This window comes from Chromobacterium sp., from assembly GCF_041912965.1.
In the GTDB taxonomy this organism is placed as follows: domain Bacteria; phylum Pseudomonadota; class Gammaproteobacteria; order Burkholderiales; family Chromobacteriaceae; genus Chromobacterium; species Chromobacterium aquaticum.
The window spans coordinates 1-14,358 of sequence record NZ_JAYSGF010000027.1 but is presented as its reverse complement, the minus strand read 5'-3'; the positions used below and the strand labels follow the sequence as shown (position 1 = coordinate 14,358).

The 14,358-nt window shown below is 63.9% G+C and carries 13 protein-coding genes; 10 read left to right on the top strand and 3 right to left on the bottom strand.

The window, feature by feature from the left end:
- The first annotated feature begins 12 nt into the window (after positions 1 to 12).
- Entirely contained in the window at positions 13 to 1,650 is a 1,638-nt protein-coding gene (locus ACE3QM_RS14800; RefSeq protein WP_048411582.1) for a methyl-accepting chemotaxis protein, read from the top strand.
- A gap of 338 nt (positions 1,651 to 1,988) precedes the next feature.
- Positions 1,989 to 3,335 (top strand): glycosyltransferase, encoded by a 1,347-nt coding sequence (locus ACE3QM_RS14795; RefSeq protein WP_374422923.1) that lies wholly within the window; start codon positions 1,989 to 1,991, stop codon positions 3,333 to 3,335.
- A gap of 65 nt (positions 3,336 to 3,400) precedes the next feature.
- On the opposite strand, the gene ACE3QM_RS14790 is transcribed toward ACE3QM_RS14795, so the two are convergent.
- Together ACE3QM_RS14790 and ACE3QM_RS14785 are read right to left on the bottom strand one after the other, a co-directional pair.
- Positions 3,401 to 3,964 carry a C40 family peptidase gene (locus tag ACE3QM_RS14790; RefSeq protein WP_082151178.1) on the bottom strand — a complete coding sequence of 188 codons (564 nt, stop codon included), beginning with the start codon at positions 3,962 to 3,964 and terminating at the stop codon, positions 3,401 to 3,403.
- The gene (locus ACE3QM_RS14785; protein WP_048411584.1) at positions 3,961 to 5,871 is read right to left on the bottom strand and encodes an ATP-binding cassette domain-containing protein; all 1,911 of its coding nucleotides are present in this window, start codon (positions 5,869 to 5,871) and stop codon (positions 3,961 to 3,963) included. Before ACE3QM_RS14785 ends, ACE3QM_RS14790 begins: the two co-directional genes overlap by 4 nt.
- Before the next feature lie 122 nt (positions 5,872 to 5,993).
- Here ACE3QM_RS14785 and ACE3QM_RS14780 point away from each other — a divergent pair, with 122 nt between their 5' ends.
- The 7 genes from ACE3QM_RS14780 to ACE3QM_RS14750 all read left to right on the top strand — a co-directional run bounded on the left by ACE3QM_RS14780 (position 5,994) and on the right by ACE3QM_RS14750 (position 11,712).
- A complete protein-coding gene (locus ACE3QM_RS14780; RefSeq protein ID WP_231465705.1) occupies positions 5,994 to 6,347 on the top strand; it encodes a hypothetical protein in 354 nt (117 codons plus the stop codon).
- Between the two features lie 3 nt (positions 6,348 to 6,350).
- Positions 6,351 to 6,803, top strand: a complete 453-nt coding sequence (locus ACE3QM_RS14775; protein ID WP_374422919.1) for a protein YgfX — start codon at positions 6,351 to 6,353, stop codon at positions 6,801 to 6,803.
- Entirely contained in the window at positions 6,800 to 8,068 is a 1,269-nt protein-coding gene (gene folC, locus ACE3QM_RS14770; protein ID WP_374422917.1) for a bifunctional tetrahydrofolate synthase/dihydrofolate synthase, read from the top strand. The genes ACE3QM_RS14775 and folC overlap by 4 nt, the downstream gene beginning before the upstream one ends.
- A gap of 7 nt (positions 8,069 to 8,075) precedes the next feature.
- Complete coding sequence (locus tag ACE3QM_RS14765; RefSeq protein WP_374422915.1) at positions 8,076 to 8,903, top strand: SPOR domain-containing protein; 828 nt, start codon at positions 8,076 to 8,078, stop codon at positions 8,901 to 8,903.
- A 5-nt stretch (positions 8,904 to 8,908) separates the two neighbouring features.
- Complete coding sequence (locus tag ACE3QM_RS14760) at positions 8,909 to 9,403, top strand: CvpA family protein (protein WP_048411589.1); 495 nt, start codon at positions 8,909 to 8,911, stop codon at positions 9,401 to 9,403.
- A 106-nt stretch (positions 9,404 to 9,509) separates the two neighbouring features.
- On the top strand, positions 9,510 to 11,045 hold the full coding sequence (gene purF / locus ACE3QM_RS14755) for an amidophosphoribosyltransferase (protein WP_048411590.1): 1,536 nt from the start codon (positions 9,510 to 9,512) through the stop codon (positions 11,043 to 11,045).
- 268 nt (positions 11,046 to 11,313) lie between these two features.
- Positions 11,314 to 11,712, top strand: coding sequence for a hypothetical protein (locus ACE3QM_RS14750; protein ID WP_048411591.1), 399 nt, complete (start codon positions 11,314 to 11,316; stop codon positions 11,710 to 11,712).
- A gap of 7 nt (positions 11,713 to 11,719) precedes the next feature.
- Here ACE3QM_RS14750 and ACE3QM_RS14745 read toward each other — a convergent pair whose 3' ends face one another.
- Positions 11,720 to 12,109, bottom strand: a complete 390-nt coding sequence (locus ACE3QM_RS14745; RefSeq protein WP_374422912.1) for a hypothetical protein — start codon at positions 12,107 to 12,109, stop codon at positions 11,720 to 11,722.
- 519 nt (positions 12,110 to 12,628) lie between these two features.
- Here ACE3QM_RS14745 and ACE3QM_RS14740 point away from each other — a divergent pair.
- Positions 12,629 to 14,248, top strand: a complete 1,620-nt coding sequence (locus ACE3QM_RS14740; RefSeq protein WP_374422910.1) for a methyl-accepting chemotaxis protein — start codon at positions 12,629 to 12,631, stop codon at positions 14,246 to 14,248.
- The last annotated feature ends 110 nt before the right edge of the window (positions 14,249 to 14,358 follow it).

Below are 14,358 nucleotides of genomic sequence, written 5' to 3'. Positions count from 1 at the left end.
GAATGCATCCGTATGAGTGTCTTGAACAAGGACTGGGGCTTGCGGGCCAAGTTATCCGCCGCTTTTACTCTGGTGAGCCTGTTGATCGTGGCGGTTTATTCGGTCTACGCCTACCGCAGCACCGTGGACTCCGAAATGAAGGGCGTGGATCAGACCTTGCTGACCGCCGCCTACGCCGCGCGCCAGATGGTGGGCGAAAACTTCCACGATCAGCTGCCGGACAGCAATCCCAACAGCCAGGTGACCACCAAGCAGCTGACCGACTTTACCCGCGACAGCGGCCTGGCTTACGCCTATTCCACCATTCAGCGCGGTGGCCGCATTCTCTATACCAGTTCGTCCGCCAGCCCCAGCGAGGTGAAGTCCGGCCAGTATCAGCAATGGTTCCTGGCCGAGTACAAGGACGTGCCGGCCGGCCTGGCCGCGGCCTTCAATAGCGGCAGCGTCCAGTACGAGGAGTACCAGGGCGAGTTCGGCCTGTTCCGCTCGGTGTTCGTGCCCTTCACCTCGGCCAGCGGCATGCGCTACGTGGTGGGGGTGGACACCTCGCTGCAGAAGGTGGAAGCGCTGCGCATGCAAGTGCTGTGGCAGAGCGGCGCGGTGGGCCTGGGCCTGCTGCTGATGTCGCAACTGGTGGCGCTGCTGCTGGCCAATCGCATGGTGCAGCCGGTGAATGAGCTGAACGTGGCCTTGCAGCAATTGGCCGGCGGCGACTGGAACCTGGTGCGCAGCATGCCGGTGCGCAGCCGCGACGAGGTGGGCCGCATCGCGTCCTCCTTCAATACCTTCATGGCGGCGCTGCGCCAGCGCTTGCTGGAAATCCGCGGCGAATCCGACGCGGTGCAGAGCGAATCGCAGCATATCGATCAACTGGTGGGCGGCGTGGCCGCGCGTTCCAGTCAGCAGGCCGAGGATGTGCGCGGCAGCGCGGCGGCGGTGGAAGAGCTGGCGGTGAGCATCGCCCATGTCTCGGAAATCGCCGAGGACGCGGCCAATCTGATGTCTTCGTTCGAAGGCCAGACCCAGACCACGGTGCAATACATCCAGAACGCGGTGAGCGGCATGCAGACGGTGCAGCAGGAAGTGACGCAGCTGGCTGGCAAGCTGGACCAACTGGACGCGCGCACCAATGAGATCAATATGATCGTGGCGGTGATCAAGGACATTGCCGATCAGACCAATCTGCTGGCGCTGAACGCGGCGATCGAAGCGGCGCGCGCCGGCGAGCAGGGCCGCGGCTTTGCGGTGGTGGCCGACGAGGTGCGCAAGCTGTCCGAACGCACCGCCAACGCCACGGTGGAAATCGGCTCGATGATAGATTCGGTGCAGCAGGATTCCGCTTCCGCCATCGCCGGCATGCGCGCGGCGGTGGACCGGGTGGACGCCAGCGTCAGCCACGCCGGCGAGGCGCAGGACACCTTGCAGGGCTTCTCGGTGCAGATCCAGGGCGTGTCGCGCGGCATGGGCGATATTTCGGCGGCGGTGCGAGAGCAGGCGAATGCTTCGCAGCATCTGGCCGGCAGTGTGGAATCGGTCAGCAGCTCGGCCGAGGAAAACCGCCTGGCGGCGGAAGAGGCGCAGCAGGGCGTGGTCAATCTGCTGGAGCGCGGCGTGTCCTTGCGCGGCGTGGTGCAGCAGTTCACGCTCTAAGAACCTGCTCATAGTCTGCTGTGCTTCTGCGATACGGCGTTGAAAACGACTTCGAAATGCTCATGTACCGTGTGTACATTCCGCTTTCTCAGCCGCAACGCCTTGTCTCGCTCTTGCTCGCGAGACTTTGAACAGGCTCTAAGAACCTGTTCACGATCTTTCCGAGTGAGATCATTGTTCAATACATTGAATCCGCTGCGCGAAAGATCGTAAACAGCTTCCAAGCCATGGCGCGAGTGCGCCATGCCCACGCAACCGCCCCTAGTGGCGGTTTCTTTTTGCCGAATAAATGACGTTGGCGTAAACTGGCTTGCCAAGCTAGAGCATGGAGGCAGGTCATGGAGCGGAAGCAGTCGTTGCCGTCTGGCGGCGTGGATCCGGCGCGCGGTCCTTTGATCATCGTGGCGTCCAGCGGCACCGGCGGGGACATGCAGCCCTTTATCGCGCTGGCGCGCGGGCTGCGCGAACGCGGCCACCGGGTGCTGCTGCTGGCGCCGGCCTTGCAGGAGGAGGCGGCGCGGGCGGCCGGCCTGCCGTACTGGCTGTTCGGCAGTATCGAGCGGGAGCAGGCGGCGCTGGACAATCCCGACCTATGGCATGAGCACAAGAGCTGGGGCGTGCTGTGGGAGAGCCTGGTTCCGGATCTGGACGCCTTGCGGGAGCGGGTGCGGGCGCTGCCGGCGGATGAGGACTGCGTGGTTTTGTGTCATCCCGTCCTGGTGCCGATGGCGGCCTTGGCCCGCGCGGCGCGGCCGGATTTGCGCATCGTCGCCGCCTATCTCGCGCCGTCCAATCTGTGCAGCAGTCACGATCTGCTGAGCCTGGGCTCGCTGCGCATCCCCGGCTGGCTGCCGCCGGCCGTGACCGGCCTGCTGTGGCGCTGGCTGCATCGCTGGTTCAATGCGCAGACCTTGCCCGGCTTGAACGCGGCGCGCGCGCAGCGCGGCTTGGCGGCGGAGCCGCATTTCTTCGAGCACATGCTGCGGGCGCCGAATGCATCGGTGGCGCTGTTTCCCGACTGGTTCGCCGCGGTGCAGCCGGATTGGCCGCGGCCATGCGCGCAGGGCGATTTCATGTTGCCGGCGGCGGCGGGAGCCGGGCTGAGCGCGGAGCTGGAGGCTTTCCTGGCCGCCGGCGATGCGCCCATCGTGTTCACGCCGGGCACCGGCCATCGGCACGCGGCGGCTTTCTTCGACGCCGCGCTGCTGGCCTTGCGGAGGCTGGGGCGGCGCGGGATCTTCGTTACGCCGCACGCGGCGCAGTTGCCGCCGGCTCTGCCGGACTCTGTGCTGTGGCAGGCGCACGCGCCTTTCGCCGCGCTATTGCCGCGCGTGGCGGCGCTGGCGCATCACGGCGGCGTCAGCACCACCGCCGACGCGATGCGCGCCGGCATTCCGCAATTGATCGTGCCTTTTGCCTATGACCAGTTCGACAATGGCTTGCGCGCCAAGCGCCTAGGCGTGGCCGAGGTGCTGCTGGCGCGGCGCTTGTCCGGCGCGCGCATGCATGAACGGCTGCGACGGCTATTGGCGGCGCCAAGCGTGCGCCAGTCCTGCCGCGAGCTGGCGGCGCGGATGGCCGGGGCGGAGCCGGCGCGTTCGCTGGATTGTGTGGAACGGGCGTTGCTGGGGCCGGTCTCGAACGGAACGGAAAACGCCGGCGCAAGGCCGGCGTTGGTGTGGTGAGCGCTTTTCGATGCGGCATTCTGTGCGCCAGGCCTCACGAAACGCGGTAGACATTGAACAGGTTCTTAGCTGAACAGCGTGCGCGCGCCCTCGTAACGGGCGGCGAAATAGCTATTGTCCAGCCGCGCCACGCGGATGGCGCTATTGGTGCGCGGCGCGTGCACGAACTTGGCGTCGCCGATGAAGATGCCCATGTGCGAGAACGGGCGGTTCATGGTGTTGAAGAACACCAGGTCGCCGACGCGCATGCGGCTGTCGGGAATCGGCCGCGCCACATTGGCGATCTGGGCGGCGTTGTGCGGCAGTTTGACGCCGACGGCGTTCTGATAGATGTAGCTGACCATGCCGCTGCAATCCAGGCCGGCCTCCGGGTTGGCGCCGCCGAACTTGTAGTCCAGGTCCAGCAGACCCAGGGTATACATCAGGATTTCGCGGCCGGCGCCGTCGGCCTTGAGGCCGGACAGGCTGACATCGCCGGAAGGGCGCGGCTTGCGCCCGCCGCCGGCCACCTTGGTGGGGGTGGTGCCGCAGGCGGCCAGCAGGCCGGCCAGGGACAGCAGCGCGGCGCCGCGCAGCAGCGCGCGGCGGTCCAGCGGCGAAGAGGGCGAGGGCGGCAGGATCTTGCTCATTGTTGCTTTGACTCCAGTTCTTCCCAGCGCGCCAGCTTTTCCATCAGCGTCTCGTCTATCTGTTCCACCCGCTGCTGCCAGGCGATGGCCTCCTTGGGCGTGTCGCGGTAGCAGTTCGGGTCCAGCAAACGCTGATTCAGGCTGGCCTGCTCGGTTTCGAGCGCGGCGATCTCGTCCGGCAGCGCGGCGAGTTCTCGCGTCTCATTGTAGGACAGTTTATTGCGCGCGGACTTGGGCTTGTCCTTGGCTTTTTCCTGCGGAGCGGTGGTTTCCTTCGGTTTTTCCGCCGGTTTCATCGCCGCCATGCGCGCCTTGGTGTCGATCCAGTCCTGGTAGCCGCCCGGATATTCTTCCAGCCGGCCGTTGCCCTCGAAGGCGATCACCTGGGTGACCACGTTGTCGAGGAAGGCGCGGTCGTGGCTGACCAGGAACACGGTTCCCGAGTATTGAGCGATCACGTCTTCCAGAAGTTCCAGCGTGTCGATGTCCAGATCATTGGTGGGCTCGTCCAGCACCAGCACATTGGCCGGGCGGGTGAACAGCCGCGCCAGCAGCAGGCGATTGCGCTCGCCGCCGGACAGCGAGCGCACCGGGCTGCGCGCGCGCTGCGGCGAGAACAGGAAGTCCTCCAGATAGCTCATCACGTGTTTTCTGACGCCGCCGACTTCTACGAAGTCATTGCCCTGGCTGATGATGTCGGCGACGCTGCTGTCTTCGTCCAGCTGCTCGCGGAACTGGTCGAAATAGGCGATCTCCAGCTTGCTGCCTTGCTTGATGCTGCCGCTGTCCGCGTCCAGCTGGCCCAGGATCAGCTTGAGTAGGGTGGTTTTGCCGGCGCCGTTGGGGCCGATCAGGCCTATCTTGTCGCCGCGCAGGATGCGGGTGGTGAAATCGCGGATCAGGGTTCTGCCCTCGAAGCCCTTGCTGACGTGTTCCAGTTCCGCCACCAGCTTGCCGGAGCGTTCGCCGGCATTGAGCTGGAAGTTGACCTGGCCGACGCGCTCGCGCCGCGCCGAGCGTTCGCGGCGGATCGCCTCTAGCCGGCGCACCCGGCCTTCGTTGCGGGTGCGGCGCGCCTCGATGCCCTTGCGGATCCATACTTCTTCCTGGGCGTGGAATTTGTCGAAGATGCGGTTCTGCTCTTCCTCTATCGCCAGTTCCTCGGCCTTGCGCACATGGTAGCTGGAGAAGCTGCCCGGATAGCTGCGCAGAATGCCGCGGTCCAGTTCCACGATGCGGGTGGCGACATTGTCCAGGAAGCGGCGGTCGTGGGTGATCAAGAGCACGCTGCCGCTGAAATTCTTGAGCAGGCTTTCCAGCCATTCAATGGCGGATACGTCCAGGTGGTTGGTGGGCTCGTCCAGCAGCAGCACGTCCGGCTTGGATGCCAGCGCGCGCGCCAGCGCCACGCGTTTTTTCCAGCCGCCGGACAATTCGCTGATGCGCGCGTCCGGGTTCAGGTCCAGATGGGACAGGGTGGAGGAGATCAGCGCGTCGAACTGCCAGCCGCCGCGGGCTTCCAGCTCGTGCTGGATATGTTCCATCCGCGCCAGCGCCTGTTCGTGGTCGGCGTCGGCCTGGGTCAGCTGATGGGTGACTTGATGGTATTCGGTGAGCAGGCTTTTCAATTCGCCCAGGCCTTCGGCCACCGCTTCGAACACGCTGTGTTCCGGGTCCAGTTCCGGCTCTTGCGGCACATAGGCCACGCTGACGTCGCCCTTGATGTTGACGCGGCCGTCGTCCAGCGCCACCGCGCCGGCCACGCTCTTGAGCAGCGAGGACTTGCCGGCGCCGTTGCGGCCGATCAGGCCGACCACCTCGCCCGGCTCCAGCGCGAAGTCGACATTATCCAGCAGTGCGTGGTGACCAAAAGCCAGGCAGGCTTTCTCGACGGTAATCAGGGCCATGTGAGTATTGTTTTCTGTATGGAAAGTTGCTCGAATTGTAACATGGGCTTCACCTTTCCACGCTTAGCGCCGCGCGGTTTGTGCTGTTACAATGCCGGCCAAACTTGAATGAAAGGCATGCTATGTACTTCGTTGACCGCTCTGTGGCCGTGATCAAGCCGAAGCAACCGTTCCTGGACTGGCTGAACCAGGCCCCGGACAACGATATGGACCTGGCGCTGGACAGCCTGCGCACCGACTGCACCGTGATCCTGCTGCCGGAGTTCGACGAGCCGGAAGAGGGCGTCGCCTACATCGACGAAATCTACGAACAATTGTTCAAGATGGAACTAGCGTCCTGGTACGAGGACGAAGCACTCTGGCCCAAGGATTTGTCCTTGAAGGCGTTCTGGGAGTGGTTCGACGTGGAAATCCACTCCACGCTGATAGACAGCGTGGACGCCGACATCAGCAACACCCCGGCCATCGATCTTTGAGCCATGGCCCGGCGGCAGCTGTTGGCGCCGTTCGGCTTCGAGCTGAGGCCCTCGCGGCTTTGGCTCGCGCTGGTGACGCTGGCCGCCGCGGCGTTGTCGCTGACGGTGGCGCGTTATCTGCCGCCGGCCTGGCTGGCCTTGTTGGCGCCGGCGGCCTGGCTGAGCTGGCGCGCCTTGCGCGCCGATGGCTGGCGCGACGCCGCGCGTTTCCGCCGCCTGGAGGTGGATGGACTGGGGCGTTTGACCCTGTGGCGCGAGGCAGCGTTGCCGGCGCGGGTGCTGGACGATTGCTTCGTCACCCCGTGGCTGACGGTGCTGAATGTGACGCTGGACGGCCGGCGGCGCTCGCTGATGCTGTGGCCGGATTCGGCGCCGGCGGATGGACGCCGCCAACTGCGCGCCTACCTGCTGTGGTTCCAGACCGCGGACAAGACGGACTCGACTGAAACGAAATGACTCGACACAAGACACTGGCCGAGTGGCTGAGCTGGCAGGAGAGCCTGCACGCCACCGCCATCGACATGGGCCTGGCCCGCGTGGAGCGGGTGCGCGCCGCGATGAATCTGCAAGCGTCCTGCCCGGTGGTGATGGTGGCCGGCACCAATGGCAAGGGCTCGGTGTGCGCGATGCTGTCCACCATGCTGCACCGCGCCGGCTTCAAGGTGGGGACGTATACCTCGCCGCACATTCTGCGTTACAACGAGCGCATCGCCATCGATCTGGCCCCGGCCAGCGATGAGCGCATCGTCGCCAGCTTCGAGGCGATAGACGCCGCGCGCGGCGACACTTCGCTGACTTATTTCGAATTCGGCACCCTGGCGGCGATGCACAGCTTCGTCGCGGAAAAGGTGGACGTGATCGTGCTGGAGGTGGGCCTGGGCGGCCGCCTGGACGCGGTCAATATTTTCGAGCCGGACGTGTCGGTGGTGGTCAGCGTGGACTTGGACCACCAGGCCATCCTCGGCGATAACCGCGAGGACATCGGCTTCGAGAAGGCCGGCATCTACCGCGCCGGCAAGCCGGCCTTGTGCGCCGACCCGAAGCCGCCGGCCAGGCTGATCGAGCACGCGCGCGCCATCGGCGCGGATCTGAAATTGTATGGTCCGGACTTCGGTTTCCAGCGCATGGACAATCAATGGTCCTTCCACATGGGCGACGCCCATCGCCACGCCTTGCCGATTCCGGCGCTGCGCGGCGGCTACCAGATGGTCAACGCCTCGGCGGCGCTGGCGGTGCTGGAATGCCTGAAGGAGCGCTTGCCGGTGGGCATAGGCGCGGTCAAGCGCGGCCTGCTGGAGGTGGAATGGCCGGGCCGCTTCCAGGTGCTGCCGGGCCGTCCCGCGGTGGTGCTGGACGTGGGCCACAACCCGCACGCGGTCAAGGCCATGGTGGCCAGCCTGAAGCAGCTGCCGTTCGCGCGCAACCGGCTGGCGGTGTTCTCCATGCTGGAGGACAAGGACCTGGCCCAGGTGGCGGAACTGGCGCGCGAGGAGTTCGACGCCTGGTTCGTCGGCGGGCTGGACATGCCGCGCGGTCAGAGCGGCGAGCGCATCGCCGCCAAGCTGGCGGAAATCGGCATGACGCGAGTACAATCCTTCGCCACCGTGGCGCAAGCCTGGACGGCAGCCTTATCGCAGGCGGAGGAGAGTGATAGAATCGTCGTTTTTGGTTCCTTCCACACCGTCGCCGAGGTGATGGAAGCCCGGCAACACCCGGCTTGAGGAGAGCATGGCCTTATCCACCCACGAGGAGTTGATCCTGTTGCGCAAGCGCGCCAGACGCCGTCTGGTGGGCGCTGTCGTATTGGTTACCATCGCGACCGTAGTGTTGTGGAATGTGGTAGGGCGTTTGCCCGAGCAGCAGATGAAGCCGGAGTCGATCGAAGTGCTGGGCGCGTCCGCGCCGGCCGCCAGCCACGCGGACGCGTCGGCCGGCGCCGCCGTGCTGCCGCCTATGGCCCAGGCCGCTTCCGCGCCGCAGGCCGCGTCCGCCGGATTGGCCGAGGCCCGGCCCAGCGCCAAACCGGGCGCCACCGAACTGGCCGCCAATCTGTCCACGATGACGCCGGCCGCGCCCGCGGTCCAGCCGGCGCCCGCCGTCAAGGCGGAAGCCAAGCCCGAGCCCAAGCCGGAAGCCAAAACGGAAACCAAGCCCAAGGCCGAGCACAAGCCCGAGCCGAAACCGGCCAAGCCGGAGCACAAAAAGCCCGACATCAAGCTGGAAGAGAAACCGGCGCGCAAGCCGGATCCGGCGGCTATTCTGGAAGGGCGCTTCGATTCGCTGGACAAGCCGGCGGCCAAGAAAGAAGAGCCGGCGGCCAAGGCCGAAGGCAAGTCGGTGATCCAGCTGGCGGCGCTGTCGGACCCGGACAAGGCCGACGCCTTGAAGTCCAAGCTGTCGTCGATAGGCGTCACCGCCCACTTCAGCAAGGTGCAGACCAGTAAGGGCGAGGTCACCCGGGTGCGGGTGGGGCCGTTCAACAGCCGCGCCGAGGCGCAGGCCACTTTGCAGAAGCTGGCCAAGGCCGGCGTTAACGGCATCATAGTGACCAAGTAGCCGTCATGACCCTCTTCGACTATATTGCCATCGCCATCATCGCCGGCTCCATCCTGGTGGCGATGATGCGCGGCCTGGTGGCCGAAGTGCTGTCGCTGGGCTCCTGGCTGATCGCCTTCTGGTGCGCCAAGCAGTTTTCGCCGGTGGTGTCGGCTTTCCTGCCCGGCGAATTGAGTTCGGAAGGCCTGAGGCTGGTGGCCGGCTTCGTGGCGGTGTTTTTCCTGGCCTGGCTCGCCACCGCCTTGCTGCGGGTCACGCTGACCGGCATGCTGGACAGCGTGGGCCTGGGCGGGGTCAATCGATTGTTTGGGGCTGTTTTCGGCCTGGCCCGCGGGCTGGTGCTGGTGACGGCCTTGGTTTTGGTAGGCGGCTTGAGCGATCTGCCGCGACAACCCATGTGGAGGAATGCCGTGCTCTCGGCGCCATTCGAATCAGTGGCCTTATCATTAAGGCCCTGGTTACCGGCGATGCTGGCCGATAACCTCCACTACACCGGGTAGCTGGTGAACAAGGCGGAATATCTTGATATCTTCACTTCAAGATTCCGCCTTTTTCTTTGTCTTGTTTTTTTGTCCGTTTCTTTAGTTGTAGGGAAGAGAGCAAAAGATGTGTGGAATTCTAGGCGTGGTCGGTCAGGCTCCGGTCAACCAGTTGCTGTATGACGGTTTGCAGGTGCTGCAGCATCGAGGTCAGGACGCCGCCGGCATCGTGACCGCCAATGGCAAGACCTTTCACATGCACAAGGGCAGCGGCATGGTGCGCGATGTGTTCCGCACCCGCAATATGCGTTCGCTGCTGGGCAGCGCCGGCATCGCCCATGTGCGCTATCCCACCGCCGGCTCCGCCGCCTGCCTGGCCGAGGCGCAGCCCTTCTACGTCAATTCGCCGTTCGGCATCGTGCTGGCGCACAACGGCAACCTGACCAATACCGAAGAACTCAAGGCCGACATGTTCCGCCATGATCTTCGCCATATCAACACCAACTCCGACTCCGAGGTGTTGTTGAACGTGTTCGCCCACGAACTAACCCAGCGCCTCAGCGGCAATGAGTTGAGCGTGGACGCGGTGTTCGGCGCCATCGAGGCGGTGCATCGCCGCGTGCGCGGCGCTTACGCGGTGGTGGCGATGATAGCCGGCTACGGCCTGGTGGCCTTCCGCGACCCCAACGGCATCCGTCCGCTGGTGATCGGCACTTGCGTCAACAACGGCAAGACTGAATACATGTTCGCGTCGGAATCGGTGGCGTTGGACTGTTCCGGTTTCAGCCTGCTGCGCGATGTGCAGCCGGGCGAGGGCGTGTTCGTCAGCTTCGACGGCGAATTCCACGCCCGCAGCTGCGCCAGCGACACCCGTCACGCGCCTTGCTTGTTCGAGTATGTGTATTTCGCGCGCCCGGATTCGGTGATAGACGGCGCCTCGGTCTACCAGGCGCGCATCGTGATGGGCGAGAAGCTGGCGGAGAAAATCCGCCATGCCTTGCCGGAGCTGGACATCGACGTGGTGATGCCGATTCCGGACACCAGTCGCCCCAGCGCGCTGCAACTGGCCAACCATCTGGGCCTGCCGTACCGCGAGGGCTTCATCAAGAACCGCTATATCGGCCGCACCTTCATCATGCCGGGCCAGGCGGTGCGCAAGAAATCGGTGCGCCAGAAGCTGAACCCGGTGGCCTGCGAATTCAAGGGCCGCAATGTGCTGCTGGTGGACGATTCCATCGTGCGCGGCACCACGTCCAAGGAAATCGTGCAGATGGCGCGCGACGCCGGCGCCAAGAAGGTGTATTTCGCCTCGGCCGCTCCGGCGGTGCGTTTCCCCAATGTGTACGGCATCGACATGCCGACGCGGGCGGAACTGTTGGCCACCGGTCGCGACGAGGCGGCGATCGCGCGCGAGATCGGCGCCGACGCGGTGATCTACCAAGACCTGTCCGCGCTGGAAGAGGCGGTCAGCAGCGTCAATCCCAAGCTGAGCAGCTACGAAACTTCCTGCTTCAACGGCGAGTACATCACCGGCGACATCACGCCGGCCTATCTGGACGCGATCGAGGCCGAGCGGCTGGACGGCAAGGCCGGGGCCGAGCAGGGCGGCAGCGAGCAGATGATAGACCTGAACCTGAACGTGGCCGAGCAAAACCTGATGTAAGCCGCGGCGCGGCAGCGCGCGGCGGGGATAACGGCGGGCTCTGGCCCGCCGTTTTTTGTTTCAGCGACGCGTCAATTTGGCGACAGCCGCGGCACGCTAGCGGCTTTTTGCTTGCCAAACCCATTTATCATAATGAATATTTAATGCCATAAGCCGATAAAAACCCGGCGCGATAAGGCAGGCAAGTAAACTGGTATAAATCAATATGTATTTGAAAGTGTTTACTAGTTAATCTGTGCCGCATGCGCCTGATAGCCAAGGAGTGGAGATGGAGGACATTCTGGAAATGCTGGCAGCGCGGCAAGCCGCGCTGGAAAGAATCATAGAAGGGTTGGTGCTGACCATGAATCAGCATGGCGCGATCAAGCTGCAGGATTATCTGCAGATCGCGCAGCTGATGCGGCTGAACAGCGCGGTGACGGATTCCATCGATGTGTCCGACAGCCTGCGCCGCATCAACGCCCGCTTGCAGACGCACGCCCAGGGCGGGCTGGATTCGATCAATGCGCTGCTGAAGGAAACCATGTTGTTCGCCCAGGCCGCGCCGCCGCAACGCGACGCGCTGCAGCAGGGCTTGGGCATGCGCGCATCGCTGGAGATTTGCGCGCAGCTGGAGGAATTGCTGCAACGCCGGGCGCGGCGTCCGCGCAAGCCCACCCGGGCCTGAGCCGCCGTCAGGACTGCCGCACCGCCGGCGCCGGCCGCAGATAGCTGGCGCGGGCGGGGTTTTGACGGTCCACCATGATTTCCACGCGCTCGCCGGCGCGCGGCATATTGCCCAGGTCTATCAATTGTTCAATCGTCAGTTCCCGGTTGAAGCCATCCTGCGACACTTTCAATTCCAGCCGCATCATCGGCTTCTGATTCACCAGTAATCCGGTTTGCCGGATAGACAACAGCTCCGCATCCAGCCTGACGCCATCCTGAATCTGTTGGCCGGACAATTTGCGTAGCGATGAATCCCGGTCAAACGCGCGCAGCAGCAGGAAAGCGGTGAGGGCCAGCGTCAACACGGCCACGCCTATCGACAAGAGCACGGAAAATCGGACCCAGGATTCAAGCATGTAGCTCTCCTTCCATTTTGACTAAGAACCAGTTCAAAGTCTGCTGCGCTTCGGCGATACGGCGTTGAAACCAAGCTCAAAATGCTCATGTACCACGAGTACATTCCGCTTTTTCGCTCGTTTTCGCCTTGTCCCGCCCTTGCTCGCGAGACTTTGAACAGGCTCTAAGAAGTTGTTCAAAGCCTGCTGCGCGTCGTGAAACGTGACACGCATTCGAAAGGCTCATGCACCACTCCTACATTCCGCTTTCTCCGCCGTTTTCACCTTGTCTCGCTCTTGCTCGCGAGACTTTGAACAGGCTCTAAGCGCCGCGGCCATTGCGCAAAGGCAGGCTCCACCGAAGAAAGTGAAAACATTAAGAAATTGCGGCAAAGTGAGAGGCCTTGGCCCGCGCTGAAATTCCATCCCGCACGGTGGACATGCATGGGCACGGAGTGAGTGGACCGCGCCATCGCCTATAGTGATCGCATGACGGCGGGCCATCCAGTTATGCGCAATGAAAGACAGAGGAGAGCGTAGATGACGATCGTGCAAAGAATCGCGATGTTGCTATTGACCAGCCTGCTGGCCGTGCTGGCGGTTGGAGGCTATGGCCTATGGGAGCAGCAGCGGGCCAAGCAGCGTTTCGACGATGCGCTGGGCAATCTGGTTCCCAGCGTGCGTGAGCTGAATAAGGCGACCAGTGCCTTCATCGACATGCGCAGCGGCATCATCCGCCATGTGCTGGCCAGCCGGCCGGAAGACAAGCGCGCGGCGGAAGAACTGGCCACGCAAGCGGATCAGCTACTAAGCGGTGTGCTGGACTCTTATGGCAAGAACGATGTTTACGATGAGCGCGACCGCAAGCTGCTGGACGAAGACCTGCGCGCCTTGGCGCGGATGCGCGAAGCCAGGCAGAAGCTGTTCGCCATTTCCAATAGCAATGATATCGCCGCCACCAACAAGGAGTTCGTCAGCGGGGCGATGGGCGCGGCCACCAGTGACTTTCGCAAAGCGATAGGCGCGCATGTCGACTTCAATATGCAAGTGGCTTTCGAGATCCAGAAAAGGAACGAAGAGGCGTTTCAGCGCACGATCTGGCTGATGGCGGGCTTCATCCTGCTGGTGCTGCTGCTGGTGGCGCTGCTGGGCGGCCAGGTCTTCGCCGTGATCCGTCGCGGTCTGGCGCAAATCCAGCAAACAATTCAGCAAGTCAGCGAGCAACTGGACTTCTCCCGCCGCGCCCCGGTGACGCGCATGGATGAAATTGGCGTCACCGCCAGCGCCTTCAATGACTTACTGGGGCGTTTGCAACAGAACCTCGGCGCCATTCTGTCCGGCGCCCGCGAGGTGGCCGGCGCGTCGCAGGCGCTGAACCAGACTTCTGAGCAGGTGGCCGCGGCGGCGGCCTCGCAAAGCAGCTCCTCGGCCAATGTGGCGGCCACCATCGAACAGATGACGGTCAGCGTCAACCATGTCGCCGACCGCGCGCATGAAACCCATGGCCTGGCCAGTTCCGCCGGCGATATGGCGACAGAGGGTTCGGCCACCATCAGCCAGACCATCAACGATATTCGCCAAATTTCGCGGGCGGTGGACGAGGCGGCGGGCAGCATACGCGAGCTGGAAAAATTCAGCGGCCAGGTCAACGCGGTGGTCGGCGTGATCAAGGACATTGCCGATCAGACCAATCTATTGGCGCTGAATGCGTCGATCGAGGCGGCGCGCGCCGGCGAGATGGGACGCGGCTTCGCGGTGGTGGCGGACGAGGTGCGCATGCTGGCGGAGCGCACCACCAGTTCGACCCAGGAAATCTCCAGCACCTTGTCGGCGATGCAGGAGCGTTCGCGCCAGGCCAGTACCCAGATGCAGAGCGCGGAAGAGTTGGTGAAGAACAGCGTGGCGCGCGCCGATGACGCCGACACCGCCATCCGCCAGATCGGCGGCGCCACTGGCGACACCGTGCGCATGGTCAGCGAGATTTCGGCGGCGATCAAGGAGCAGGGCAGCGCCACCAATAATATCGCGGTGCAGGTGGAAAGCATTGCACAGATGTCGGAGCAGGCCAGCGCGGCGGCGCAGGAAACCGCCAGCAATGCGCAGCAATTGGACCGGTTGGCCCGGGATCAGATTGCCACGTTGTCGCAATATCGCCTGTGAAACGCCGGCCTTGGCGCCATGGCGCCCAGTCAAAATGCCCGCTTCAGCGGGCATTTTCTTAGAACCTGTTTACGATCTCCGGAGCAATAGAGCCAGGAAAGCCAAGTGGA

What these genes read in the sequence shown, in the direction of transcription:
- ACE3QM_RS14800 (WP_048411582.1), top strand. Translation starts at nt 13, where the DNA reads ATGAGTGTCTTGAACAAGGACTGGGGCTTGCGGGCCAAGTTATCCGCC.
- ACE3QM_RS14795 (WP_374422923.1), top strand. Translation starts at nt 1,989, where the DNA reads ATGGAGCGGAAGCAGTCGTTGCCGTCTGGCGGCGTGGATCCGGCGCGC.
- ACE3QM_RS14790 (WP_082151178.1), bottom strand. Translation starts at nt 3,964, where the DNA reads ATGAGCAAGATCCTGCCGCCCTCGCCCTCTTCGCCGCTGGACCGCCGC.
- ACE3QM_RS14785 (WP_048411584.1), bottom strand. Translation starts at nt 5,871, where the DNA reads ATGGCCCTGATTACCGTCGAGAAAGCCTGCCTGGCTTTTGGTCACCAC.
- ACE3QM_RS14780 (WP_231465705.1), top strand. Translation starts at nt 5,994, where the DNA reads ATGTACTTCGTTGACCGCTCTGTGGCCGTGATCAAGCCGAAGCAACCG.
- ACE3QM_RS14775 (WP_374422919.1), top strand. Translation starts at nt 6,351, where the DNA reads ATGGCCCGGCGGCAGCTGTTGGCGCCGTTCGGCTTCGAGCTGAGGCCC.
- folC (WP_374422917.1), top strand. Translation starts at nt 6,800, where the DNA reads ATGACTCGACACAAGACACTGGCCGAGTGGCTGAGCTGGCAGGAGAGC.
- ACE3QM_RS14765 (WP_374422915.1), top strand. Translation starts at nt 8,076, where the DNA reads ATGGCCTTATCCACCCACGAGGAGTTGATCCTGTTGCGCAAGCGCGCC.
- ACE3QM_RS14760 (WP_048411589.1), top strand. Translation starts at nt 8,909, where the DNA reads ATGACCCTCTTCGACTATATTGCCATCGCCATCATCGCCGGCTCCATC.
- purF (WP_048411590.1), top strand. Translation starts at nt 9,510, where the DNA reads ATGTGTGGAATTCTAGGCGTGGTCGGTCAGGCTCCGGTCAACCAGTTG.
- ACE3QM_RS14750 (WP_048411591.1), top strand. Translation starts at nt 11,314, where the DNA reads ATGGAGGACATTCTGGAAATGCTGGCAGCGCGGCAAGCCGCGCTGGAA.
- ACE3QM_RS14745 (WP_374422912.1), bottom strand. Translation starts at nt 12,109, where the DNA reads ATGCTTGAATCCTGGGTCCGATTTTCCGTGCTCTTGTCGATAGGCGTG.
- ACE3QM_RS14740 (WP_374422910.1), top strand. Translation starts at nt 12,629, where the DNA reads ATGACGATCGTGCAAAGAATCGCGATGTTGCTATTGACCAGCCTGCTG.